This window comes from Acidiphilium acidophilum (assembly GCF_033842475.1).
In the GTDB taxonomy this organism is placed as follows: domain Bacteria; phylum Pseudomonadota; class Alphaproteobacteria; order Acetobacterales; family Acetobacteraceae; genus Acidiphilium; species Acidiphilium acidophilum.
In genome coordinates this window covers 1,860,911-1,884,278 of the sequence record NZ_JAWXYB010000018.1, presented here as the reverse complement: position 1 = coordinate 1,884,278, position 23,368 = coordinate 1,860,911, and the positions used below count along the sequence as shown (strand labels likewise).

General features: G+C 66.1%; 23 protein-coding genes and 1 tRNA gene. 7 read left to right on the top strand and 17 right to left on the bottom strand.

The features are described 5' to 3' along the window. Window positions 1-945, top strand: a complete 945-nt coding sequence (locus tag SIL87_RS11640) for an inorganic phosphate transporter (RefSeq protein WP_319614350.1) — start codon at window positions 1-3, stop codon at window positions 943-945. Here SIL87_RS11640 and SIL87_RS20250 read toward each other — a convergent pair. The 16 genes from SIL87_RS20250 to SIL87_RS11565 all read right to left on the bottom strand — a co-directional run bounded on the left by SIL87_RS20250 (window position 929) and on the right by SIL87_RS11565 (window position 16,688). After that, a complete protein-coding gene (locus tag SIL87_RS20250; RefSeq protein WP_456304827.1) occupies window positions 929-1,042 on the bottom strand; it encodes an MFS transporter small subunit in 114 nt (37 codons plus the stop codon). The two genes, SIL87_RS11640 and SIL87_RS20250, sit on opposite strands and share 17 nt — an antisense overlap. 10 nt (window positions 1,043-1,052) lie before the next feature. Beyond that, the gene (locus SIL87_RS11635) at window positions 1,053-2,411 is read right to left on the bottom strand and encodes an L-lactate MFS transporter (RefSeq protein ID WP_319614349.1); all 1,359 of its coding nucleotides are present in this window, start codon (window positions 2,409-2,411) and stop codon (window positions 1,053-1,055) included. A gap of 94 nt (window positions 2,412-2,505) precedes the next feature. After that, window positions 2,506-2,745, bottom strand: coding sequence for a formate dehydrogenase subunit delta (locus SIL87_RS11630; RefSeq protein ID WP_319614348.1), 240 nt, complete (start codon window positions 2,743-2,745; stop codon window positions 2,506-2,508). After that, on the bottom strand, window positions 2,735-3,562 hold the full coding sequence (fdhD, locus tag SIL87_RS11625) for a formate dehydrogenase accessory sulfurtransferase FdhD (protein WP_319614347.1): 828 nt from the start codon (window positions 3,560-3,562) through the stop codon (window positions 2,735-2,737). Before fdhD ends, SIL87_RS11630 begins: the two co-directional genes overlap by 11 nt. Continuing rightward, window positions 3,559-6,399 carry a formate dehydrogenase subunit alpha gene (gene fdhF, locus SIL87_RS11620; RefSeq protein WP_319614346.1) on the bottom strand — a complete coding sequence of 947 codons (2,841 nt, stop codon included), beginning with the start codon at window positions 6,397-6,399 and terminating at the stop codon, window positions 3,559-3,561. The genes fdhD and fdhF overlap by 4 nt, the downstream gene beginning before the upstream one ends. 12 nt (window positions 6,400-6,411) lie before the next feature. Beyond that, window positions 6,412-7,962 (bottom strand): formate dehydrogenase beta subunit, encoded by a 1,551-nt coding sequence (locus SIL87_RS11615; protein ID WP_319614345.1) that lies wholly within the window; start codon window positions 7,960-7,962, stop codon window positions 6,412-6,414. Further along, window positions 7,962-8,459: a formate dehydrogenase subunit gamma gene (locus tag SIL87_RS11610; protein ID WP_319614344.1), complete on the bottom strand. Its 498-nt coding sequence runs from the start codon at window positions 8,457-8,459 to the stop codon at window positions 7,962-7,964. The genes SIL87_RS11615 and SIL87_RS11610 overlap by 1 nt, the downstream gene beginning before the upstream one ends. A 120-nt stretch (window positions 8,460-8,579) precedes the next feature. Then, window positions 8,580-9,479, bottom strand: a complete 900-nt coding sequence (locus SIL87_RS11605) for a LysR family transcriptional regulator (protein ID WP_319614343.1) — start codon at window positions 9,477-9,479, stop codon at window positions 8,580-8,582. Next, window positions 9,476-10,564 carry an alcohol dehydrogenase gene (locus tag SIL87_RS11600; RefSeq protein ID WP_319614342.1) on the bottom strand — a complete coding sequence of 363 codons (1,089 nt, stop codon included), beginning with the start codon at window positions 10,562-10,564 and terminating at the stop codon, window positions 9,476-9,478. Before SIL87_RS11600 ends, SIL87_RS11605 begins: the two co-directional genes overlap by 4 nt. Window positions 10,565-10,615: 51 nt before the next feature. After that, the gene (locus SIL87_RS11595) at window positions 10,616-11,911 is read right to left on the bottom strand and encodes a bifunctional folylpolyglutamate synthase/dihydrofolate synthase (RefSeq protein WP_319614341.1); all 1,296 of its coding nucleotides are present in this window, start codon (window positions 11,909-11,911) and stop codon (window positions 10,616-10,618) included. An 8-nt stretch (window positions 11,912-11,919) separates the two neighbouring features. Next, complete coding sequence (gene accD, locus SIL87_RS11590; RefSeq protein WP_319614340.1) at window positions 11,920-12,789, bottom strand: acetyl-CoA carboxylase, carboxyltransferase subunit beta; 870 nt, start codon at window positions 12,787-12,789, stop codon at window positions 11,920-11,922. Between the two features lie 11 nt (window positions 12,790-12,800). Next, entirely contained in the window at window positions 12,801-13,244 is a 444-nt protein-coding gene (locus tag SIL87_RS11585) for a hypothetical protein (protein ID WP_319614339.1), read from the bottom strand. Between the two features lie 68 nt (window positions 13,245-13,312). After that, on the bottom strand, window positions 13,313-14,056 hold the full coding sequence (locus SIL87_RS11580; RefSeq protein WP_319614338.1) for a gamma-glutamyl-gamma-aminobutyrate hydrolase family protein: 744 nt from the start codon (window positions 14,054-14,056) through the stop codon (window positions 13,313-13,315). Between the two features lie 24 nt (window positions 14,057-14,080). Then, entirely contained in the window at window positions 14,081-15,301 is a 1,221-nt protein-coding gene (locus SIL87_RS11575; RefSeq protein ID WP_319614337.1) for a multidrug effflux MFS transporter, read from the bottom strand. Between the two features lie 84 nt (window positions 15,302-15,385). After that, on the bottom strand, window positions 15,386-15,781 hold the full coding sequence (locus tag SIL87_RS11570; protein ID WP_319614336.1) for a YidH family protein: 396 nt from the start codon (window positions 15,779-15,781) through the stop codon (window positions 15,386-15,388). Between the two features lie 7 nt (window positions 15,782-15,788). Beyond that, window positions 15,789-16,688 carry a branched-chain amino acid aminotransferase gene (locus SIL87_RS11565; protein ID WP_319614335.1) on the bottom strand — a complete coding sequence of 300 codons (900 nt, stop codon included), beginning with the start codon at window positions 16,686-16,688 and terminating at the stop codon, window positions 15,789-15,791. A 189-nt stretch (window positions 16,689-16,877) separates the two neighbouring features. On the opposite strand from SIL87_RS11565, the gene SIL87_RS11560 reads away from it, so the two are divergent. The 4 genes from SIL87_RS11560 (at window position 16,878) to SIL87_RS11545 (ending at window position 20,093) form a co-directional block, all read left to right on the top strand. Further along, window positions 16,878-17,396 carry a MarR family winged helix-turn-helix transcriptional regulator gene (locus SIL87_RS11560; protein ID WP_319614334.1) on the top strand — a complete coding sequence of 173 codons (519 nt, stop codon included), beginning with the start codon at window positions 16,878-16,880 and terminating at the stop codon, window positions 17,394-17,396. Then, window positions 17,393-18,091, top strand: a complete 699-nt coding sequence (locus SIL87_RS11555) for a response regulator (RefSeq protein ID WP_319614333.1) — start codon at window positions 17,393-17,395, stop codon at window positions 18,089-18,091. Before SIL87_RS11560 ends, SIL87_RS11555 begins: the two co-directional genes overlap by 4 nt. A 173-nt stretch (window positions 18,092-18,264) precedes the next feature. Next, window positions 18,265-19,590 carry an ATP-binding protein gene (locus tag SIL87_RS11550; protein ID WP_319614332.1) on the top strand — a complete coding sequence of 442 codons (1,326 nt, stop codon included), beginning with the start codon at window positions 18,265-18,267 and terminating at the stop codon, window positions 19,588-19,590. Next, window positions 19,587-20,093 (top strand): GNAT family N-acetyltransferase, encoded by a 507-nt coding sequence (locus SIL87_RS11545; RefSeq protein ID WP_319614331.1) that lies wholly within the window; start codon window positions 19,587-19,589, stop codon window positions 20,091-20,093. The genes SIL87_RS11550 and SIL87_RS11545 overlap by 4 nt, the downstream gene beginning before the upstream one ends. 4 nt (window positions 20,094-20,097) lie before the next feature. On the opposite strand, the gene lipB is transcribed toward SIL87_RS11545, so the two are convergent. After that, window positions 20,098-20,775, bottom strand: coding sequence for a lipoyl(octanoyl) transferase LipB (lipB, locus tag SIL87_RS11540; RefSeq protein WP_319614330.1), 678 nt, complete (start codon window positions 20,773-20,775; stop codon window positions 20,098-20,100). A gap of 24 nt (window positions 20,776-20,799) precedes the next feature. Here lipB and SIL87_RS11535 point away from each other — a divergent pair. Then, window positions 20,800-20,882: transfer RNA gene (locus tag SIL87_RS11535), tRNA-Leu, on the top strand. 152 nt (window positions 20,883-21,034) lie between these two features. Continuing rightward, window positions 21,035-23,311, top strand: coding sequence for an NADP-dependent malic enzyme (locus tag SIL87_RS11530; protein WP_319614329.1), 2,277 nt, complete (start codon window positions 21,035-21,037; stop codon window positions 23,309-23,311). The last annotated feature ends 57 nt before the right edge of the window (window positions 23,312-23,368 follow it).

Here is a 23,368-nt window from a genome sequence, read left to right as displayed (position 1 = left end):
ATGGTGATCGACACCGTTCTGATCCTGACCGCGCTGGCCTTCGCCTGGAGCATGGGGGCGCACTATACCGGCGCCTGCATGGGCATGCCCTATGCGACCGGAAGCATCCGCCTGCGCCCGGCCCTGATTTCAATGGCGGTCCTGACCCTGATCGGCGCGGTGGTGCTCAGCCGCCGGGTGCTCGTTCATGTCGGGCACGGCATCGTCACCGGACGGGTGACGGCGGGGGCGGCGATCATTGTCATCGGCGTCGCCTTCCTGTTGACGACGCTGTTCACCCGGTTGCGGATTCCGACCTCGACCATCCAGATCCTGATCTTCGCGCTTATCGGCACCGCGACGGCGTCCGGACTCGGGGTAGCGTGGCGGGCGGTCGTTGATCTCGCTGTGCTTTGGGTGCTGGCCCCCTTCGTCGCTGCCGCAGCGGGATACGGGCTGACCTCGATATTCGATCGCTTCGCTTTGTTCCGCCGGGCGGATCGGGCGGCGCGGATCGGGCAGGTGCTCGTGATGGCGGGGGGGATTGCGTCGTTGAGCATGGGGGCCAACGATGTATCGAACGCGACCGCGGTTCTGCTCAGCATTCACCTCACCGGGCCAGTGCTCGCGGGTGCGATCGGCGGGGTCGGGCTCGCCGCCGGGGTGCTGACCTGGGGCAGACCGCTCTTGCAGCGTGTCGCGTTCGATATCGTGCGGATGGACCGGACCATGGCGACCGCGGCGCAACTGGTGCAGGCGGTGGTCGTGCTGGTCGCGGTTTCCTTCGGCTATTTCACATCGATGAATCAGGCGCTGATCGGCGCGATGACCGGTGCCGGGCTCGCGCGCGGTCAGCGGACGATCGACACCGGCGTGCTGTTCGGCATTGTCCGGGGCTGGGTCATCGGCCCCGGGGCTGCCTTTATCCTCGCCTACGGCGCGGCATGGTTCAGCCGAACAGTTTGAATGCCGCGATCAGGGTGTGATAGACGCCCCACGCCAGCGGCAGGCCGACCACGGCCCAGTAGAAGATCAGTTGCGGGGTCTGGTTTTGAGTGTCCATGGGGTTCATCCTATTCTGCGGGGCTGGCGATAGCTTCGTGATGCCGCGCATCGACCGGGGAGATCATGGCGTTGCACACGCCGCCGATCAGCAGCAACCCGGCCATGACATAGAGGGTGACGGTATAGGCATCGGCCTTCGGCACGCCGTGGTTGAGTTGATATTGGCGGATGTAATCGACCAGGACCGGCCCCATCACTCCGGCAGCCGACCAGGCGGTGAGGGTGCGGCCATGGATGGCGCCGACATGGCGAAGCCCGAAAATATCCCGCAGATAGGCCGGCAGGGTCGCGAAGCCGCCGCCATACATCGAGAGGATCACCCCGAAGCAGAGCGCGGTGATGCTGACGCTGCCGAGCAGGGCGGTATGCGGGACCAGAATGTAGAGGATGATGCCGAGGCCGAAGAACACGAAATAGGTCGGTTTGCGGCCCAGCCGGTCGGAGAGCGAGGCCCAGAAGAACCGGCCACCCATGTTGAACAGGGACAGGAAGCCGACGAACCCGGCTGCGGTCACAGCGGTCACGTGGCCCTGGAACATTTCCTGGATCATCGGACTGGCCTGGCTGATCACGCCGATTCCAGCGGTGACATTGAGGAACAGGACGAACCAGATCAGAAAAAACTGCGGCGTGTTCATGGCCTGCGCGGCGGTGACGCTCTGCGAGGTCACGAGTTTCTGCGAACTCGTGGAAGCCACGTAACCCGCCGGTGCCCATCCCGCCGCCGGGACCCGCACGATCAGCGCGCCGAACAGCATGAAGACCGTGTAAATGACCCCGAGCGTCACGAAGGTCGGCACGATGCCGAGGCTCGTGGCGGTCGCATAATGATGCATCAGCAGGACCGACAGAGGGGCCGCGATCATCGCGCCACCGCCGAATCCCATGATCGCGAGCCCGGTCGCCATGCCCGGCCGGTCGGGAAACCAGGTCATCAGCGTGCGCACCGGCGAGATGTAGCCGATGCCGAGCCCGATGCCGCCGAGCACCCCGTAGCCGAGGAACACGATGAGCAGGCTGTGCATCGAGACCCCGAGCGCCGCCACCATGAAGCCGCCGCCGAAGCAGAGCGCGGCGAGGGTCATTGCCTTGCGCGGGCCGACGCGGTCGAGCCACGCGCCGCCGAAGGCCGCCGAAAGCCCCAGAAACACGATGGCCACGGAAAAGATCCAGCCGATATCGGTCAGCGACCAGTCGGACGCGGCGGGTTTGCCTAAGCCGATCAGCCGGGTCAGCGGCAGGTTGAACACGCTGAAGGCATAGGCCTCGCCGATGCTGAGATGGATACAGAGTGCGGCGGGGGGCACCAGCCAGCGATTATAGCCAGCGGGTGCGACAGTTCGTTCACGATCGAGAAAACTGGTCATGGGCGTTCCCTGGTGTGATGAGGCGTGCCGATTGCTTTTAAGACATGCTCGCGTGATGGAGCACAATTCCGTTATCGCGATAAAATTTACGCGATCAGATCGACATCTGCAACGTCTGGTTCAGCCGCAGGACCGCCTTGCGCACGCGCGGCGACAGGCCGCTATCCTCCCGATCGAGCAGGGAGGCGATCTGCCGCCGCATCCTCGGGTCCCAGAATTTGCGGATATGGCCTTCGATTTCAGCGATGGCTTCCTCTTCGGGCCGTGAGGCGAAGAACGTACCGATCTGGTTCGCCATATAGACGAGCCGGCTCAACTGGGCGTCATGCGACATCCGACTGCGCTCCGAATTCAATCCGCCGATGATGGGTGAACACCTCAAACCCGTCGTCGCGCGCGATCGCGGCGAGGGTGATGCCGGCCTGATCGGCGAGCCGGACCGCGCGCGCGGTCGGCACCGAGACCGCGACGATGACCGGCGCTCCCATGATCGCGGCCTTCTGGATCAGTTCGATCGAAACCCGGCTGGTCATCAGCACCGCGCCGCGCGCCGCCGATGCCCCAATGCGGGCAAGTGCGCCGCCCACTTTGTCGAGCGCGTTATGCCGCCCGACATCCTCGCGGAGCAGCAGGGACCGTGCGGCGGGATCGAAGAAGGCGGCTGCGTGGACGCCGTGGGTGCGCTGGTTCAGACTCTGGGCGATCGCCATGTCGCGCATCGCGCGCATGATCTGCGTGGCGCTCAGGGTGATGGCGGAGTCGACTGGGGGGATCGCGCGGTTGGCTTCGGCCAGGCTTTCGAGACCACACAGGCCGCAGCCGAGCGCGCCCGCCAGATGACGCCGCCGCCGGGCGAGGCGCGCGGACATGTCGCCCGCCAGACGCATCCGGCATTCGATGCCGCCCGCCACCGCGATGATCTCGCAATCGAGGATATCGTCCGCGCGATCGACAATCCCTTCGGACAGGCTGAAGCCGGTCGCGAAATCGACGAGGTCGCACGGCGTCGTCATCATCACCGCGTAGCCGACCCGGTCGTAGCTGAGGGCGACGGCGGTTTCCTCGGGCACGGTGCGCGCGGTCGCCGCAACCGCGCCGCTGCGAAACGCGATCGATGCGATCTGTGCGGCGGGGTCGGGCACCCGGGTCATTCGGCGGCGACCGCCTCGATCCGGCGGGTGCGGTGGCCGAGTTCGGCGTAGTCACGCTGTGCCTCGGTCGGGCCGTTCGACGGCGAGATCTGCACCGCGGTCACCTTGTATTCCGGGCAGTTGGTCGCCCAGTCGGAATACTCGGTGGTGACCACATTGGCCATTGTCATCGGGTGATGGAAGGTGGTGTAGACCACGCCGGGGGCGACCCGCTCGGTGATTTTGGCGCGCAGGCTGGTTTCACCGGCGCGGCTCGCGAGCTTGACCCATGAGCCATCGGTCACGCCGCGCTGCTCGGCGTCGTGCGGGTGGATTTCGAGCAGATCCTCCTCGTGCCACGCCGAATTCTGGGTGCGCCGGGTCTGGGCACCGACATTGTATTGGCTGAGAATGCGCCCGGTGGTGAGCAGGAGCGGGAAGCGCGGGCCGACTTTCTCATCGGTCGGGACGTATTCGGTAACGAAGAACCGCCCCTGACCGCGCACGAAATGATCGATATGCATGGTCGGCGTGCCTTCGGGTGCCTCCTCGTTGCAGGGCCATTGCACCGAACCGACGCGGTCGAGCAGGTCGAACGACACATTGGCGAAGGTCGGGGTGAGCCGGGCGATCTCGTCCATGATTTCGGACGGGTGATGGTAGTTCATGTCATAGCCCAGCGCCCGGGCCAGAAGCTGGGTGATCTCCCAGTCCTCATAGCCGTTTTTCGGGGTCATGACTTTGCGGACCCGCTGGATGCGGCGTTCGGCATTGGTGAAGGTGCCGTTCTTTTCGAGGAAGGTCGAGCCGGGCAGGAAGACATGGGCGAATTGCGCAGTCTCGTTGAGGAAGAGATCCTGCACGACGACGCATTCCATCGCCGAAAGCCCGGCGGTGATGTGGCGGATATCGGGGTCGGATTGCGCGATATCCTCGCCCTGGATGTAAAGACCCTTGAATGTGCCGTCGATCGCGGCATCCAGCATATTGGGAATGCGCAGGCCCGGTTCGGGATCGATCGTGACGCCCCATTCCCGTTCGAACAGGGCGCGGACATCCGGCGTCGAGACATGGCGGTAGCCGGTGAATTCGTGCGGGAAACTGCCCATGTCGCAGCTTCCCTGCACGTTGTTCTGACCGCGCAGCGGGTTCACCCCGGCACCGACATGGCCGATATTGCCGGTCGCCATCGCGAGGTTGGCGAGCGCCATGACCGCTGTGGTGCCCTGGCTGTGTTCGGTGACGCCGAGGCCGTAATAGATCGCGGCATTGCCACCGGTCGCGTAGAGCCGTGCGGCGGCGCGGACGTCTTCGGGGTCGGCACCGGTGATCGCGGCGGTCGCCTCCGGGCTGTTGCTCTCGCGGGCGACGAACTCGGCCCAGTCGGCGAAGGCATCGGTCTCGCAGCGCTCGCGCACGTAATCGGCGTCGATCAGGTTTTCGGTCACGATGACATGGGCGAGGGCCGACAGGATCGCGACATTGGTGCCGGGGCGGATCGCGAGGTGGATCGCCGCCTCGACGTGCGGGGTGCGGACCAGATCGATCCGGCGGGGATCGATCACGATGAGTTTTGCCCCTTCGCGCAGGCGCTTTTTCATCCGCGAGGCGAAGACCGGATGGCCGTCGGTCGGGTTGGCGCCGATCAGGAGCATGACATCGGCGTGCTCGACACTGTCGAAATCCTGGGTGCCGGCCGAAGTGCCGAAGGTCTGGCTGAGCCCGTAACCGGTGGGCGAGTGGCAGACCCGGGCGCAGGTGTCGGTATTGTTGTTGCCGAACACCGCGCGGACCAGCTTCTGGACGAGGTAGGTTTCCTCGTTGGTGCAGCGCGAGGAGGTGATTGCGCCGACGGCATCCTTGCCGTGCGTGGCCTGGATGCGCCTGAATTCCGAGGCGGTATGGGCGATCGCCTCATCCCACGAGACCTCGCGCCACGGATCGGTGATGCGGGCGCGGATCATCGGCTTCGTGATGCGGTCGCGATGGGTGGCATAGCCGAAGGCGAACCGCCCCTTGACGCAGGAATGGCCGTGATTGGCCTTGCCGTCCTTGTACGGCACCATCCGCACCACCTGCTCGCCGCGCATTTCGACCTTGAACGAGCAGCCGACGCCGCAATAGGCGCAGGTGGTGACTTTCGAGTGTTCCGGCTGGCCGATCTCGATGACCGATTTTTCCATCAGCGTCGCGGTCGGGCAGGCCTGCACGCAGGCGCCGCACGAGACGCATTCGGAGTCGAAGAAACTCTCTTCCATGCCGGGTGAAACTTTCGACTCGAACCCGCGCCCGGCGATGGTCAGGGCGAAGGTGCCCTGAACCTCCTCGCAGGCACGCACGCAGCGCGAGCAGACGATGCATTTCGCGGGGTCGAACTGGAAATACGGGTTGGAGCCATCCTTGACCGAGGCGAGGTGATTTTCACCGGCATAGCCGTAGCGGACATCGCGCAGCCCCACCGCGCCCGCCATGTCCTGCAACTCGCAATTGCCGTTGGCCGAGCAGGTCAGGCAGTCGAGCGGATGATCGGAGATATAGAGCTCCATCACGCCGCGGCGGATTTTGCCGAGCCGCTCGTTCTGGGTGTGGACAACCATACCCTCGGCGACCGGGGTGGTGCAGGAGGCCGGGGTGCCGGCGCGACCTTCGATTTCGACGAGGCAGAGGCGGCAGGAGCCGAAACTGTCGAGCATGTCGGTGGCGCAGAGCTTGGGGATCTGCGTGCCGATCTCCATCGCCGCCCGCATCACCGAGGTGCCTTCGGGCACGCTGACGGTGACGCCATCGATGGTGAGGGCCACCAGTTTTTCGGCCTGGACCGGCTTGGTGCCGTAGTCGATTTCGTGAACGAGACCCATGGGTTGGTTCCTTTATTCGGCCGCCAGAGGCAGCGGCTTCGCCGCGAAATCCTCGGGGAAATGGTTCATCGCGCTCAGGACCGGGTAGGGGGTAAAACCGCCCATCGCGCAGAGCGAGCCAAGCTTCATGGTTTCGCAAAGGTCGCGCACCAGAGCGAGGTTTTGCTCGGGCTCGATACCGGCGGCGATTTTATCGAAGGTTTCCACGCCGCGCACCGCGCCGATCCGGCACGGGGTGCATTTGCCGCAGGATTCATGGGCGCAGAATTCCATGGCGAACCGCGCCATTTTCGCCATGTCGGCGGTCTCGTCGAACACCACGAGGCCACCATGGCCGATCAGCCCGTCCCGTTTGGCGAAGGCTTCGTAATCATAGGGGGTGTCAAACAGGGCAGGGGGGAAATAGGCACCCAGCGGTCCCCCGGCCTGCACCGCGCGGACCGGGCGGCCCGATGCGGTGCCGCCGCCGACATCCTCGATCAGCTCCCCGAGGGTGATGCCGAAGGCACATTCGAACAGGCCGCCATGACGGATGTTGCCGGCGAGTTGCACCGGCATGGTGCCGCGCGAGCGGCCATAGCCGATCTCCGCGTAACGCTGCGCGCCCTCGGCGAGAATGAAGGGGACGCTGGCGAGGGAGATGGTGTTGTTGATGACGGTCGGCTGGCCGAACAAACCCTTGATCGCGGGCAGCGGCGGCTTGGCGCGCACCTGGCCCCGTTTGCCTTCCAGGCTTTCGAGCAGGGCGGTTTCCTCGCCGCAGACATACGCACCCGCGCCCACCCGCACCTCCAGATCGAAATCGAACCGGCTGCCGGCAATGCCGCGCCCCAGCCAGCCCGCCCGCGTCGCGATGGCGATGGCTTCGTTCATGATCCGAATCGCGAACGGATATTCCGACCGCAGATAGATGTATCCCTGCGTCGCCCCGACCGCGATACCCGCGATGGTCATGCCCTCGATCAGCATGAACGGATCGGCTTCCATGATCAGCCGGTCGGCGAAGGTGCCGGAATCGCCTTCATCCGCGTTGCAGACGATGTATTTGCGCGGCGCTGACGCACGCGCGACGGTTTCCCATTTGATCCCGGTCGGGAAACCGGCGCCGCCGCGACCGCGCAGGCCGCTTTCCTTGACCGCAGCCACGATCGCCGCCGGGCCGAGCGAGAGCGCGGTTTCGAGCCCGCGATAGCCGCCGTGGCGGCGATAATCGTCGAGCGAGACGGGATCGATCACCCCCGCGCGCGCGAAGGTGAACCGGGTCTGGCGCGCGAGATAAGGCAGGCGCTCGACCACCCCGATGCAGCGGTCATGCGGGCCGCCTTCGAAGAACCGGCTTTCGAATAATGAAGGGACATCCGCGACGCTGAGGTTCGCATAGCCGATCCGGCCTGCGGCGGTCGCGACCTCGATCAGCGGTTCGAGCCAGAACAGGCCGCGCGAGCCGTTGCGGATGATGGTGAGCGGGATGTTGCGCGCCTGCGCTTCCGCCGCGATCGCGGTTGCGAGATGATCGGCCCCGACCGCGACGGCGGCCATGTCGCGCGGGATGAAAATTTTCATTACGCCGCCTCCCGCACCAGGGTTTCGAGCCGTGCGGCATCGGCCCGGCCCACCGGCATATCGTCGAACAGGGCGGCGGGGGCGTTGGCACAGAGGCCGAGGCAATAAACCGGCTCGATGGTGAGGCGGCCATCCGGCGTCGTTCCGCCCCAGTCGAGCCCGATCGTGGCGAGCAGGCGGGCGGCATTCGCCTCGCCGCCCATCGACTGACAGGCCTCGGCCCGGCAGAGTTTCAGAACATGGCGACCGGCCGGCTTGCGGCGGAAATCGTGATAGAAGGTGACGACGCCGTGGATTTCGGCGCGGCTGAGATTGAGCGCGTTTGCGATCAGCGGTTCGGCCTCAGGCGGCACGCAGCCGAAAGCGGCCTGGATCGCATGCAGGATCGGCAGCAACGGCCCCTCGCGATGCCGATGGGACGCGATGATCGCAGCCGCCTCGGCCTCGTTCCAGGCCGGTGTGGCAGCGGTCGCCACCATCGTTTTCAAACCTGACATGCTCATCCCCATCCGATCTCGTGCGGGTTTAACCCAACGACCTTTAGATCAGGTTAATCGTATTCCCGTTTCAGGCGGTCAAACAAGCTCAATCTCGGAATGTTCGATAGAAAGTATCTATCAAGGAGCGTCGGCAAGGGCCTCCGCATGACGGGTCGCGATCTGGACCAGGGCCGACACCAGGGGCGACATCGGGTCGCGGTTGGGCAAGATAACGCCGACGCTGTGGACCTCCTCGGGTGCGACGATCGGGATCGCCCGAAGTTTCGGGGTCAGGCCGAAAATCTGGGCCAGTTTTTCCGGCAGCACGCAGGCCCAGCGCCCGGTCTGGACGTGGCTGACCAGCACCACGATCGAATTGCTCTCCAGCGTGGGCGCGAGGTCGATCCCCGCATTATGCAGCAACCGGTCGAGAATCCGGCGATTCTGCATGTCGGGCGTGAGCAGGCAGAGCGGAATTGCTGCCAGTTCCGCCCAGGCGATCTGCTCGCGATGTCCCAGCGGCGCGTCCGCGGCGGTGAGCAGCCGGTAGCGTTCCTGATACAGCGGCACCACGCGGTTGCGGCCGATCGGTTCGTTGTCGAGATAGGTCACCCCGGCATCGACCTCGAAATTCTCCAGCCGCCGCAGCACCTCGTTCGAGGTGCAGGACTGGATCGAGAAGCGCACGCCGGGGTGGCGCGCGCGGTAGGGCGTGGTCAGTTCCGCGATGGTCGCGAGCGCGGTCGGGATGGCGGCGATCCGCAACAATCCGGTGAGCCCGGTCTTGAGCGCGCCGATATCCGCGCGCATCGCGCGGACGTCGCCCACGATCTGGCGTGCCCAGTCGAGCACGCGCTCGCCTTCCGGAGTGAAGCCCTGGAACCGCGAATCGCGCTCGACCAGCGGCATCCCCAGCGTCGCTTCGAGCACGCGGATACCGGCGGAGAATGTGGGTTGGGTGACGCCGCAGGCTTCCGCCGCCCGGCCGAAATGCTTTTCCCGCGCCAGAGCCAGCAGATATTCGAGCTTGTCGATCATGCCTCGTCGGCGACCAGCACCAGCCGCCCGGTCACCTCGCCGTTCTTCAGCCGGGCGAGGGCGGTATTGGTCCGGGTGCGGGGCAGGGTTTCGACCGGCAGCGCCGGCAGGCCGCCGCCCTGTGCAAGATCGACCAGATCCTGAAGGTCGCGCGGCGAGCCGACATAGCTGCCCTGAATGGTCAGCGCGCGGATCGGCATGAAGGGCAGGGGCAGGGTGAGTTCGCCGCCGAACAGGCCGACCATGACCAGCTTGCCGCCCTTGGCGAGGGCGGCATGGGCGGCGCGGGCGGTGCCCGAGCCGTTGACCAGATCGATGATGGCACCGGGCTGGCCGCCGCAGGCGGCGATGATCGCGCGGTCGAGCCGGTCTTCGGTGCCGTCGACCACGGCGGTCGCACCCGCCGCGCTGGCCGCGGCGCGCTTGGCCGCACTGGTATCGACGCTCACGATCGATCGATGGCCGAGCGCCCGCAGCACCGCGATGGCGGACAGGCCAAGCCCGCCCGCGCCGATCAGCACCACCGGCTCATCGGGTGCGATCGGCATGATCTTGCGGATCGCGGCGAACACGGTGATGCCGGAACAGGCGTAGGTCGCGGCCAAGGCGGGATCGAGCGTGCCGGGATCGATCAGGTGGCGCGGGTGGGCGGCGATCACATGGGTCGCGAAGCCGCCATGCTGATAGATGCCGAGCGAGCGTTGCCGGGTGCACAGATTATCCTCGCCCGCCGCGCATCGCGCGCAGGTGCCGCAGCCGACCCAGGGATAGACGACGCGGACATCGCCGATCGCCACACCCTGCGCATCCGGCCCCAGAGCGGCCACCCGGCCGACGATTTCATGGCCAAGGGCGAGCGGCAGGGTGATGCCGCGCTGCATGATGTCGAACCGGCCGGCGCTGCCGAGATCGTAATACCCGTCCCATATGTGCAGGTCGGAGTGGCAGACGCCGCAATGGGTGACCTCGATCAGCACCTCGGTTCCTTGCGGTTCGGGGCGGGGCAGATCGATTTCGGACAAGGGCTGGCCCGATTCGGTCACGGCCCATGCGCGCATCGTGCGGGTTGTCGCGGTCTCCGGCATCGTTCGGTTCTCCCCTTGTTCGTTCGCACCGGCCGATCCGGCATCGTGCCGTCAAGCTGGTTCTACCTCTCGCTCGGCTTGGCGGGCCAGGATCAACCCGGCGAGATAGAGCGAGCCGCAAATGAGCACCCGGCGTGGAATTCCGGCCCGCGCCAGGGTTTCGAGCGCCTCGGCAACGGTCGGCCCGGGCAGGGCGATGCCGCCCGAGGCGTCGATGATCGCCTCGACCGGCAATGCCAGATGTTGGCCCGGTTCCGCGACCGCATGGATACTGGCGGCATGGGGGATCACGATGCGGAGAAATTCGGCGCAATCCTTGGCCTGCTTCATCCCCACGATCAGATCGGTCGGCCCGTCCCACGCGGCGAGCATCGCGGCGATCGCCTCGGCCCCGCCCGGATTATGCGCGCCGTCGAGCCAGAGTTCGGAGCCGCGCGGCAGGATATCGGCCAGTGCGCCGGTCAGGCGCTGCATCCGCGCCGGCCATGTGGCGGTGCGCATGCCGGTGGCATAGGCAGATTGCGGGATCGGCAGGGACGTAGCGCGGAGCGCGGCGATCGCGATGCCGGCATTGTCGAGCTGATGTGCACCGCCGAGGGCAGGCGGCGGCAGGTCGAGCGTGCCGGCGCCATTGTGGAAGGTGAAGCCGGTGGCGGTGGTGTTCACATCCCAATCCCGTCCGCGCGCGGCGAGGGGAACCGCGCTGGCGGCGGCGGTGCCGGCGATCACGTCGAGGATCTCGCCCGGCTGCGCGCCGGTGACCGCAATCGTGCCCGGCTTGATGATGCCGGATTTCTCGCGGGCGATGATGGTTGTGGAGTCGCCAAGGAACTCGCGGTGATCGAGCGAGATCGAGGTGATCGCGCAGGCGAGCGGCGGGGGGATCACGTTGGTGGCATCGAACGCCCCGCCCAGTCCAACCTCGATGATCGCGAGATCGGCGGGATGGCTGGCGAACAGCACGAAGGCGGCGGCGGTGATTGCCTCGAACACCGTGATCGGTGCGGCGTCGTTCACCCGTTCGACCTCGTCCAGCGCTGCGTCCAGCGCGTCATCCGAAACCAGCGTGCCGGCAAGGCGGATGCGCTCGTTGAACCGGACCAGATGCGGCGAGGTATACACATGCACGCGCAGCCCCGCGGCCTCGGCGATCGCGCGCACGAAGGCGCAGACGCTGCCTTTGCCGTTGGTCCCCGCGACATGGATGCACGGCGGCAGCCTGCGTTCGGGATGGCCCAGCGCCGCGAGCAGGCGTTCGAGCCGTTCGAGCCGCAGATCGATCAGGCGGGGATAGAGATGATGGAGGCGTTCGATCCGCGCATCGATCCGCGAGAGGGGTGGGCTCATCGCCGCCCTCACGCCGCCTGTTGTTCGATCGGCGCCACCTTGAGCAGGCCGAGCAGACGGCCGAGCATCGCGGTGAGCTCGCCGCGCGGGGTCACCATGTCGATCATGCCGTGTTCGAGCAGATATTCCGCGCGCTGGAAGCCTTCGGGGAGTTTCTCGCGGATGGTCTCCTCGATCACCCGGGCCCCGGCGAAGCCGATCAGCGCATTGGGCTCGGCGATCTGGACATCGCCCAGCATCGCGAAGGAGGCGGTGACGCCGCCGTAGGTAGGGTCGGTGAGGATGACGATGTAGGGCAGGCCGGCTTCGCGGACCATCTGCACCGCGATGGTGGTGCGCGGCATCTGCATCAGGCTGATCGGGCCCTCCTGCATCCGCGCCCCGCCCGAGGCGGTGTAGACGATCAGGGCGGCGCTCTGCAGCACGGCAAGCCGGGCGGCGGCGACCAGTGCTTCGCCCATCGCCGCCCCCATCGAGCCGCCCATGAAGCGGAAATCCGTCGCCGCCACCACCGCCTTGTGGCCGCCGACGCTGCCATGCGCGACCAGCACGTCATCGTCCATTCCGGTCTTTTTCCGCGATTCTGTCAGCCGGTCGGAATAGCGCTTGCGGTCCTGGAACTTGAGCGGATCGACCGGCACTTTGGGCAGATCGATCCGGGTGAATTCCCCCTTGTCGAAGGTCCAGCCCAGGCGTTCGGCGGCGGTCGCCCGCATGTGATGGCCGCAATGGGGGCAGACTTTTTTGGCCGATTCCAGCTCACGGTGGAAGATCATCTGCTGGCAGGAGGGGCACTGATGCCACAGATTATCCGGCGCCTCCTTGCGCCCGAGCAGGGTGCGGACGCGGGGGCGGACGAATTCGGTGAGCCAGTTCATCGGGCGGCCGGTCAGAAAATATCGTTGATGATACTGTCGCCAATCCCGAATCCGGCACCCATGGTGATGGCGCGACCGAAGCCGGAATTGAGGAAGCCGCCGAGAATGCCGCCCTGCTGCTGCGGGGGATAGCCCTGCTGCGGGTAGCCCTGGGGCGGATAGCCCTGCTGTTGCGGCTGGCCCCAGGGTTGCTGGCTTTGGGGCACCGAGCCCATCTGCTGCGGCTGGTTGGCCATGAACCCGTGCAGCGCCTGCAACAGATTGGCGACCTGATTCTGCTCGGCCTGAATGGCCAGCGCGATCGACTTCAGGTCGAGCAGCCATTCCCGCGCATCCTGATTACCGGACTGCGCAGAGGTCTGCAGCTTGGTCGCCAGGGCCTTGAGTTCCTCGACGGTTCCCTGCGCCTGGGTCTGCAACTGGGAATACTGGCTGTCGATGGTCTGGATGTCCATGATGTCGCTCCTTGAGCAATGATGCCGCGCGCGGCAGGCCCTTCATATAAGCGATCCGGCGGAAAAAGTCAGGCCGCCTGCGCGGTGCGGTTCCGGTAGGCGGCACAGGCCGCGCCGAAGGCGGCGAACAGGCGCTGGCGGTCCGGCGCGCCCAGCACGTCCCATTCCGGATGCCATTGCACCGCGAGCGCGAAATTACGTGCCGCGACCACCCGCACCGCCTCGATCGTGCCATCCGGCGCAGTCGCCTCGACCACCAGCCCCGGTGCCAGACGGTCGATCGCCTGACCATGCAGCGAGTTCACCATGATGGTACGGGCACCGCATATCTCCGCGAGCGTCCCGGTCAGGTGAACCTCATGGCGCACGGCGTACTGCTCCGCCCGCGTTCCCACGCCGCCGCGATGATCCGCCCGCCCCGCAATATTATGGACCTGCTGATGCAGCGTGCCGCCGAGGGCGACATTGATTTCCTGCAACCCCCGGCAGATCCCGAACACCGGCATGCCGCGCGCAATCGCCGCCTCGATCATCGCGAGCGTCGTCGCATCGCGGTCGGGGTCGTGCGCGTCGGGGGTTTCATCCTGGGTCACCCCGTACCGATCCGGCATGACATTGCTCGGGCTGCCGTTGAACAGAAGCCCGTCCAGCCGGTCGAGCACCGCGAGCATCCGCTCGCCCTCGGGCGGGATCAGCACCGGCACCGCATCGGCGGCGCGGATCAGCGCCTCGCCGTAACGCGCCGGGGTCGCGTGCTGATGATGGTTGGCGATGAGTTTGGTGCAGGCGGGGATGCCGATGATGCTGGTCATGGACCGTTCCTCTATCACGTTCGATCAATCCCGCGCGAGGGTGGCGCGTGGCCGGAACAGGCTTGCCAGCACCGCAAGGGCCGCGCATCCCAGCATGGTGATCGCCATCGGTCGCGCCGTCCCGTCGGCAAAGCCGCCGACGATCGCCCCGGCAATCGCGCCGCCGAGATACTGCCACGTCCCCATCAGCGCGGAGGCCGAGCCGGCATGGGCCTGATGGCGTGAGAGCGATGCGACCATCGTGCTCGGCAGGGCGAACCCATAGCTCGCCTGGCACACCAGCAATGAGGCGACGATCGCGGCCGCTCCGGTGCCGAGCAATGCCGCCACGGTGAGCCCGACCGTGCCCGCCAGCAGCAGCAGCACCGAGGCCGAAATCACCGGCCGCAGCCCGACCCGCGCGACCAGATGCGGATTCCACTGGTTGAACCCGATATACACCGTCGCATTGAGCCCGAACAAAGCGGCATATTCCAGCGGCTTCCAGTGAAACTCGCCGATGAACACGCCCGGCGTGCCGGTCAGGTAGGCGAACAGCGCGCCGATCGCGAAGGTGCCGGTGAGGGCATTCGCCAGAAAATGCCGCTCCGCGCTGATCTGGCCATACCGCGCCACGATCGAGCGGAACCCGACCATGCTGCGCCGTGCGGGCGGCAGAGTATCGGGCAGTTTGAACCACACGAGGGCCAGCGCCGCCACGCCATAGACGGCGGCGATCACGAAAATCCAGCGCCACGAGCCGACCGAAACCACCGCACTGCCAAGGATCGGCGCGATGATCGGTGCCACTCCCATCACCAGCATCAGCCGCGAGAACAGCATCGCCGCCGCCGGCCCGTCCGCCACGTCGCGCACCATCGCGCGCGGCACCACCACCGAGGCGGAGCCTCCGAACGCGGCGAGCAGCCGGAACGCCGAAAGCGAATCGGTGCTCCACGCCGCCGCGCAGCCGAGCGAGGCGAGGGTGTAGATGCTGAGCCCGATCAGGATCGGCCAGCGCCGTCCGGTCCGGTCGGAAAACGGGCCCTGGGTCATCTGCCCGATCGCCAGCCCGGCGAAATAGGCCGCCAGCGTCAGCCCGGGGGCGGCGGCGTCATGAAAATCCCGCGCAATCGTCGGAAACGCCGGCAGATACATATCGACCGAGACCGGCCCGATCGCGATCAGGAAGCCGAGCAGCAGCGGCAACCGCCCGACGGCTGGCGCGACGGCAGCGGTTGACAGGGTTTGCGAGGAACTCGGCATCGGGATCGTTTACCCGCGCAGCGCGGCGCAGGACATGAGCAAACCCTGCAATGCAGCCGGGCGTTGTCCCTCGGCCCGGCCCCGTCAGCCCGATTTCGCCCCGTGCAGCATCGTGATCGCGAGATAGATCGCAAGCCCGATCCCCAGCACCACAATGAATCCGGCCAGCACGAGGTCGAGCTTGTCACCCTCCGCCTCATGGGTGGTCTCATCGGCAATCGCGCTGCGGATACGGGTGAACCGGATCATCGCGGTCAGCACCATCGCCGCCCCGGCGATGATCAGCGCCAGCCCGACCAGGCTGCCGGTGACCTGCCCGGACACGGTGATATGCTTGCCGAGCGACTTGCTCGCGATCTTGAGAAAGATATCGAACCGCTCGACCAGAAACCCGAACGCCATCACCGCGATCGCGGTGCGGACCCAGGCGAGAAAGGTCCGCTCGTTGGCCGCGTGATCCGAAAAATGCGGGATCGTCACCGCGCGGTCAGGCCGCCCGTTTCGCGACCTCGGCGGGCGACATCCGCACCAGAGCGTCGTAATCGTCGATCAGCATCCGTGTCATCGCCCCCGGCGTGAAGGTGAGGTCGCCGATCTGTCGCACCGGCGTCACCTCGGCGGCGGTTCCGGCAAGGAACACCTCGCTCGCAGTCGCCATTTCGGCGGGGTCGATCCGGCGTTCATGAACGGTGATCTGGCGGGACCGGGCCAGCGCCATCACCGTGCGGCGGGTGATGCCGTCGAGAAAACTCTCAGGGATCGGGGTGTGCAGCGCGCCGTCGATCGCGAAAAATATGTTCGCCCCGGTCGCCTCGGCGACATGCCCGTCGCAGGTCAGCATCAGCGCATCGTTGAAGCCTTCGGCCTCGGCGGCGTGTTTCGACAGCGTGCCGATCATGTAAAGCCCCGCTGCTTTCGAGGCGGTGGGCGCGGTGCGCGGGTCGGGCCGGCGCCATTGCGCCATGCCGAGGGTGATCCCCTTCATCCGGTCCGCGCCGAACAGATTGGGCCAAGGCCATGCCGCGATCGCAAGATGAATCCGGGTCGCCTGCGCCGAGACCGATAATTGCTCGGCCCCGCGCCATGCGAGCGGGCGGATATATCCGTCGGTCAGATTGTTCGCGGCCAGCACCTCCTTGCAGGCGGCATCGATCTGCTCGGCGCTATAGGGGATCTCGAACCCGAGAATGCGCCCGGAGGCGATCAGCCGTTCGGTATGGTCGCGCAGCTTGAAGATGTTGCCATTATACGACCGCTCACCCTCGAACACGGCGGACGCATAATGCAGCCCGTGCGACAGAACGTGCAGATTGGCCTCGCGCCACGGGCGCAGCGCGCCATCCCACCAGATCATGCCGTCGCGATCGTCGAAGGGTATCAGGCTCATGGTGTCGCGTTCCTCTTTCTTCCGCAGCGGCGCGGACGCTTGCAAACGATGGGTCTTCCTTAGAATGTCGCGGTATCGAGGCCAAGAGCCGCGCCGGACAAGCTACCGCATTGCCATAATCGCGTTTTACAAACCGGTATAAACCCTGTCTTATCACATATCACCCATACCAGTATTGATGAGCGTGTCATGCATGAAAAATCCGCTCAATCCGGCCCGATGGCCGGGCTTCTGTTCCTCCGCGAAGACGAAGTCCGCCTCGCGCAGGACATGATCTTCTTCGCCAACCGCGACCTCGTGGAATCGGCCGATGCCTTGCTGGCCGATATGGGGTTCGGCCGCGCGCATCACCGAACGCTGCACTTCATCGGCCGCAATCCCGGCCTGCCGGTCGGTGAATTGCTCAGCATCCTCGGCATCGCCAAACAAAGCCTCGCCCGCGTGCTCGGCCCGCTGATCCGGCAGGGCTACGTCCAGCAAACCCCGGGCCGGACCGACCGGCGGCAGCGCCTGCTCTCGCTCACCCCCGCCGGCGTCGAACTCGAACGCCGCCTGTTCGACCTTCAATACGAGCGCCTGAGCATGGCCTTCCGCGAGGCCGGCGGCCCGGCGGTCGAGGGCTTCCGCAAAGTGCTGCGCGGCATGATGAAACCTTCGGCCCGCATCTGGCTCGACCGCGCCGAGGCCTCCCGCGCCGCCCGAAAATGACCGGTGCCGCCGCCCATATCCTGCTCGTCGACGACGATGCCCGCCTGCGCACCCTGATGTCGCGCTACCTGATCGAAAACGGGTTTCGCGTCACCACCGCCGAAAGCGCCGCCGCCGCGCGCGAAACCCTCCGCGTCGTCGATCCCGACATGCTGGTGCTCGACGTCATGATGCCCGATGAATCCGGCCTCGCCTTCACCGAACACCTCCGCGCCGATCGCGCCCCCTCGCTGCCGATTCTGCTGCTCACCGCCCGCGGTGCGCCGGAAGACCGCATCGCCGGGTTCGAAGCCGGGGCCGATGATTATCTCGGCAAGCCGTTCGACCCGCGCGAACTCCTCCTTCGCATCCGCGCCATGCTCCGCCGCACCGCAACCCCGGCGGTGAGCAGCGGCGGCCCGGTGCAACTCGGAACCGCGAGTTTCGATGCCGCACGCGGCGAACTGCTCACCGAACGCGGCCCGATCCGCCTGACCGGCGGCGAAACCGCCCTGCTCGGCGTGCTCGCAACCCGCGCCAACGAAGTGCTCTCCCGCGAAGCCCTGGCACAGATCCTCGGCATGGACGAAGCCGGCGAACGCGCGATCGACGTTCAGGTCACCCGCTTGCGCCGCAAAATCGAAGCCGACCCGCGCGAACCGCGCTACCTGCAAACCGTGCGCGGCCGGGGATATATTCTCAAGCCGGGGCCATGACGCGGGAGTATGACGCAGGGACAGCAAGGAAGCACTTCTTTTTTTGTAAAAAAAGAAGCAAAAAAACTTTTATTCGCTGGGTTTCCGCCTTTGAAAACGCCTGTGACCCAGATTAACAAAAGTTTTTTGCTTCTTTTTTTCAAAAAAGAAGCCTTTTCCCTTGCTCGCCACCCATGCGCCTAGCCCCGCGCGGCCTCGAACCCGACCGTGCCTTGCGCAAGATCCTCCCGCGCAGCCTGTTCGGGCGCACGTTGCTGATCGTCGTGGTGCCGTTGATACTGCTCGAAGGTGTGGCGCTCCAGATTTTCTATGGCAGCCATCTCGATACGCTCTCCCGCCGCCTCGCCGGCAGTGTCGCGGGTGAAATCGCCTTCGTGCTCGATCAGGCGGATGAATACCCCGATGCGCGGCAGCAGATTTTCGCTAATGCCGCCTACCGGTTCGAATTCGCGTTCCATTTCCATCCGGGGCGGGTGCTGAAGCCACGGCGTTTGCCCCATGCGTTCGGGCCGGTCGATACCGATCTTGCCCATGCCCTCTCCACCGGTCTCGGGCGTCCGTTCGCGCTGGTCTGGCACGGGCCGCCCGGCATGGTGCGGGTCGATATCCAGGTGACCGACGGGGTGCTGACCATCGATGTGCCACGCAAGCGGCTTTATATCGGTGCGCTCTATATATTCTTCGCCTGGCTTGGCGGCACCACCTTGATATTGCTCACCATCGCCATCCTGTTCCTGCGCAATCAGGTGCGCGGCATCCGCCGTCTCGCGCTCGCGGCCGAGGCGTTCGGCATGGGGCGCGACACCGGCCCGATCCGCCCCGAAGGCGCAACCGAGGTCCGCCGCGCCGGCACTGCCTTCAACCGCATGCAGGACCGGGTACGCCGCTTCCTCGCGCAGCGGACGGCGATGCTCGCGGGCGTATCGCACGATCTCCGCACGCCGTTGACCCGCCTGCGCCTCGCGATCGCGATGCTGCCCGAGGATGCCGCCGATATCGACGGCATGACCAGCGATATCGCGGAGATGGAACGGCTGATCAGCCTCTATCTCGCCTTTGCGCGGGGTGAGGGGGGTGAGCAGCCGCAGCCGACCGACCTTGCCCTGCTGATCGAGGAAGTCGCCGCCCGCACCGCGCGCGGCGGCGCCACCATCGCGCTCGCTCTGGCCAGCATGCCGCCGGTGGTCCTGCGCGCGGAGGCGATGCGCCGGGTGCTGACCAACCTGCTGGACAACGCCGCCCGCCATGCCGGGCGGATCGATATTTCCGCCGCACCGGAAGGCGGCAGCAATGTGCGGATCTGCATCGACGATGACGGGCCGGGGATTCCGCCCGAGCGGCGCGAGCAGATGTTCCGCCCGTTCGAGAGCGGCAGCGCGGCGGGAATCGGTCTCGGCCTCGCCATTGCGCGGGACATCATCGCGGCCCATGGCGGGGATATCAGGCTCGATGATTCCCCGCTCGGCGGCTTGCGGGTCGCGATGGTGCTGCCGCTATGATCCTGCGTCCCGTCGCCGAATCCGACGCCGAAACCCTGATCGCCGCCAATTGCGCCAACCGGTCCTACCATGCGCCCTGGGTCGCGCCGCCGTGCGACCGCGCTGCGTTCGATCAGTGGTTCGCCGGTCTCGCCACCGGCCGCGCCATTTCCATGATCGGTCTGACCGCCGAAGGGCAGGTGATCGGCGTGTTCAATTTCAGCGAGATCGTGCAGGCGAATTTCCGCTCCTGCTATCTCGGCTATTACGGCATGGCGGAAACCGCAGGCCGGGGCCTGATGAGCCTGTGCCTGCGCGCCGGGCTGATTCACATGCGCGAGGCGGCGGGGCTGCACCGGGTCGAGGCGAATATCCAGCCGGCCAATCAGCGGTCGATCCGGCTGGTCCGCCGGCTCGGCTTCCAGCTGGAGGGATTTTCCCCGAAATATTTGTTCATCGACGGAGACTGGCGCGATCACGAGCGCTGGGCGATCCTGCTGGAGGACGTCAGCGCCACGATCTGACCGCTCACTCGAAAATCGCCGCGAACCCCGCCCGCAACGCGCGATCGACCTCGGCCATCGTCACCTCGACGCCCTGATCCGCGAGCGAGGTCACGCCGTGCTCGCTGATCCCGCACGGCACGATGCCGCCATAGGCCGCAAGATCGGGCGCCACATTCAGCGCGATGCCATGATAGCTCACCCAGCGCGACACCCGCACTCCGATCGCCGCGATCTTCGCCTCACGCCCCTTTAGGCCGCCATTCGGGTGCGCCACCCAGATGCCGACCCTGCCGTCCCGGATTTCGCCCTGCACCCCAAAGGTCGCGAGCGCCGCGATGATCCACGCCTCCAGCCCGGCGACGAACCGGCGGACATCGCGCGGCGGGACCGTGCCGTGGTGGCGCGCCAGATCGAGCATGACATAGGCGATCCGCTGCCCCGGCCCATGATAGGTCCATTGCCCGCCGCGCCCGGTGCGGTGGGTCGGGGTCGCACCCGGTGCGATCAGGTCGGACTCGCGGGCAGAGGTGCCGGCGGTATAGATCGGCGGATGTTCGACCAGCCAGATCCGCTCGGCTGCGGTCCCGGCGCGGATCGCGGCGGCGCGGGCCTGCATTTCGGCCAGCGCATGGTCGTAATCGAGCAGCCCGGGCTCGGTCACCCATTCGATCGCGCGGGTTGTTGATACCGGCTGATCCATCGGCTATAGCGCTCCCGCGACGGTGCGGCCGTGGCGAAATGGTAGACGCGCAAGCTTGAGGTGCTTGTGGGGGAAACCCTGTGGAAGTTCGAATCTTCTCGGCCGCATGATCCTTCGGAACCCGTGTTTTTCGCTTCTGTTTTTCTGCAAAAACGAAGCACTCCCTTGTGTCCCTCCCGTGCCACGCAGCCATGCCCTGAGGCGATTGCCCCCAAGCGGTGCATCGCGCATTGTCTGTGCTTCAGGGGGATGAGGAATCATGGACGAAACGCTCCGCAAGGCCGCACTCGATTATCACCGCCACCCTCGGCCGGGCAAACTCACCATCACGCCGACCAAGCGGATGGAAACCTCGCGTGATCTTTCGCTGGCCTATTCTCCCGGCGTCGCCGCCGCCTGCCTCGCGATCAAGGACGATCCGGACACCGCCTACGATTACACCATCAAGGGCAATCTGGTCGCGGTGATCACCAACGGCACGGCAGTGCTCGGCCTCGGCAATATCGGCGCGCTCGCCTCCAAGCCGGTGATGGAGGGCAAGGCGGTCCTGTTCAAGAAATTCGCCGGAATCGACACGTTCGATATCGAGGTCAACGAACCCGATCCCGACAGGTTCATCGAGGTGGTCGCCGCCCTCGAACCCAGTTTCGGCGGCATCAACCTCGAAGACATCAAGGCCCCGGAGTGCTTCCGGATTGAACAGACGCTGCGCGCCCGGATGAACATCCCGGTCTTTCACGACGATCAGCACGGCACCGCGATCATCGTGGGTGCGGCGGTGCTGAACGCGCTGAAAGTGCAGGGCAAGTCGATCGAGACGGTGAAAATCGTCACCTCCGGGGCGGGAGCGGCGGCACTGTCATGTGTGAACATCCTGATCGCGCTGGGTGCCGCGCGCGACAACATCACCATGACCGATATCGAAGGTGTCATCTACAAGGGCCGGCCAAACCTCGATGCGACACTGGAGCCGGTGGCGCGCGAAACCGGCGCACGGCACCTCTCCGAAGTGCTCGACGGCGCGGATGTCTTTCTCGGCCTCTCCGCACCCGGCGTGCTGAAAGCGGAATGGCTCGATAAATTCGCCCCCAATCCGCTGATCCTCGCCCTCGCCAACCCCGAGCCCGAAATCCGCCCCGATCTGGTCGCGGAACACCGCCCGGATGCGATCATCTGCACCGGGCGCAGCGATTTTCCCAATCAGGTCAACAATGTCCTGTGCTTCCCCTTCATTTTTCGCGGCGCTCTCGATGTCGGTGCCACCGCGATCACCGAAGGCATGAAACTCGCGGCGGTCCAGGCGATCGCCGAACTCACCCGCATCGAAGCGTCGGACACCGTGGCGGCGGCCTATGGCGGCAACGCCCCGGTCTTCGGGCGCGATTACATCATCCCCAAACCGTTCGACACCCGCCTGATCCTCCACATCGCCCCCGCCGTGGCCCGCGCCGCCATGGCCGAAGGCGTCGCCCGCCGGCCGATCGCGGATTTCGATGTCTACGTGCGCGAGCTGGAGCGGTTCGTGTTCCGCTCCGGCCTGCTGCTCCGCCCGGTCATCGAGGTTGCGCGTTCGGCCCATACCCGCATCGTCTACGGCGAAGGCGAGGACGAACGTGTCCTCCGCGCCGCCCAGAGCGTGGTCGACGATCATCTCGGCACGCCGCTGCTGCTCGGGGATACCGATACCATCATCAAGCGCATCGGCTCCCTCGGCCTGCGGATGAAACCCGAACAGGATGTCCGCATCATCGACCTCCGTCGCGACACCGCCCTGTCATCGCGCCTGCTGACCGATTACCAGCGTCTGGTTGGGCGGCGCGGCGTCCCGCCCGATGCCGCCGCCCGTCAGCTCTCCCGCCGCCCCACCGTGAGCGCGGCGATGCTGCTCTCGGTGGGAGAAGCCGATGCCGCGATCTGCGGCGGCCTCGGTGACTGGTCGCGCCAGTTCCGCTACGCCCTGCCGATCATCCCGCGCCGGCGGGGGATCAACCGGGTCTCGGCGGTCACCGCGCTCATCCTCCAATCGGGCAATCTGTTCTTCTGCGACACCCATGTGAACGAGAACCCGAGCGCCGAAGAAATCGCGGAAATGACCCATCTGGCCAGCGCCATGGTCGCCCGCTTCGGCATCGCCCCGAAAGTCGCCCTGCTCTCCCATTCCAATTTCGGTGCCGCCCAGTCGGAGTCCGCCCGCAAGATGCGCAAGGCGCTCGCGATCATCCGGGCCGAAGACCCCGAGCTCGAAGTCGATGGCGAAATGCACGCCGACGATGCGCTGGTCGAGCCGATCCGCAACCGTTCGATCTGCGATTCGCGCCTCACTGGTTCGGCCAACCTGCTGGTGATGCCGAATATCGACGCCGCCAATATCAGTTTCAACCTGCTGAAAGCGGCGGGCGAGGGGGTCACCGTGGGACCGCTCCTGCTCGGGCTGGCCATGCCGCTGCACATCGCGGTGCCGAGCGTCACCGCGCGCGGCCTCGTCAATATGAGCGCGGTCGCGGCGATGGAAGCGGCCCTTGCAGCGCACGCCTAGCCGGTTTTTTGGATGAAATCCCGGTTTGCCGCATTTTCCCGCTTGTTCGCCGCGCGT

Coding starts and splice junctions, on each gene's coding strand:
- SIL87_RS11640 (WP_319614350.1), top strand. CDS start 1: ATGGTGATCGACACCGTTCTGATCCTGACCGCGCTGGCCTTCGCCTGG.
- SIL87_RS20250 (WP_456304827.1), bottom strand. CDS start 1,042: ATGGACACTCAAAACCAGACCCCGCAACTGATCTTCTACTGGGCCGTG.
- SIL87_RS11635 (WP_319614349.1), bottom strand. CDS start 2,411: ATGACCAGTTTTCTCGATCGTGAACGAACTGTCGCACCCGCTGGCTAT.
- SIL87_RS11630 (WP_319614348.1), bottom strand. CDS start 2,745: ATGTCGCATGACGCCCAGTTGAGCCGGCTCGTCTATATGGCGAACCAG.
- fdhD (WP_319614347.1), bottom strand. CDS start 3,562: ATGACCCGGGTGCCCGACCCCGCCGCACAGATCGCATCGATCGCGTTT.
- fdhF (WP_319614346.1), bottom strand. CDS start 6,399: ATGGGTCTCGTTCACGAAATCGACTACGGCACCAAGCCGGTCCAGGCC.
- SIL87_RS11615 (WP_319614345.1), bottom strand. CDS start 7,962: ATGAAAATTTTCATCCCGCGCGACATGGCCGCCGTCGCGGTCGGGGCC.
- SIL87_RS11610 (WP_319614344.1), bottom strand. CDS start 8,459: ATGTCAGGTTTGAAAACGATGGTGGCGACCGCTGCCACACCGGCCTGG.
- SIL87_RS11605 (WP_319614343.1), bottom strand. CDS start 9,479: ATGATCGACAAGCTCGAATATCTGCTGGCTCTGGCGCGGGAAAAGCAT.
- SIL87_RS11600 (WP_319614342.1), bottom strand. CDS start 10,564: ATGCCGGAGACCGCGACAACCCGCACGATGCGCGCATGGGCCGTGACC.
- SIL87_RS11595 (WP_319614341.1), bottom strand. CDS start 11,911: ATGAGCCCACCCCTCTCGCGGATCGATGCGCGGATCGAACGCCTCCAT.
- accD (WP_319614340.1), bottom strand. CDS start 12,789: ATGAACTGGCTCACCGAATTCGTCCGCCCCCGCGTCCGCACCCTGCTC.
- SIL87_RS11585 (WP_319614339.1), bottom strand. CDS start 13,244: ATGGACATCCAGACCATCGACAGCCAGTATTCCCAGTTGCAGACCCAG.
- SIL87_RS11580 (WP_319614338.1), bottom strand. CDS start 14,056: ATGACCAGCATCATCGGCATCCCCGCCTGCACCAAACTCATCGCCAAC.
- SIL87_RS11575 (WP_319614337.1), bottom strand. CDS start 15,301: ATGCCGAGTTCCTCGCAAACCCTGTCAACCGCTGCCGTCGCGCCAGCC.
- SIL87_RS11565 (WP_319614335.1), bottom strand. CDS start 16,688: ATGAGCCTGATACCCTTCGACGATCGCGACGGCATGATCTGGTGGGAT.
- SIL87_RS11560 (WP_319614334.1), top strand. CDS start 16,878: ATGCATGAAAAATCCGCTCAATCCGGCCCGATGGCCGGGCTTCTGTTC.
- SIL87_RS11555 (WP_319614333.1), top strand. CDS start 17,393: ATGACCGGTGCCGCCGCCCATATCCTGCTCGTCGACGACGATGCCCGC.
- SIL87_RS11550 (WP_319614332.1), top strand. CDS start 18,265: ATGCGCCTAGCCCCGCGCGGCCTCGAACCCGACCGTGCCTTGCGCAAG.
- SIL87_RS11545 (WP_319614331.1), top strand. CDS start 19,587: ATGATCCTGCGTCCCGTCGCCGAATCCGACGCCGAAACCCTGATCGCC.
- lipB (WP_319614330.1), bottom strand. CDS start 20,775: ATGGATCAGCCGGTATCAACAACCCGCGCGATCGAATGGGTGACCGAG.
- SIL87_RS11530 (WP_319614329.1), top strand. CDS start 21,035: ATGGACGAAACGCTCCGCAAGGCCGCACTCGATTATCACCGCCACCCT.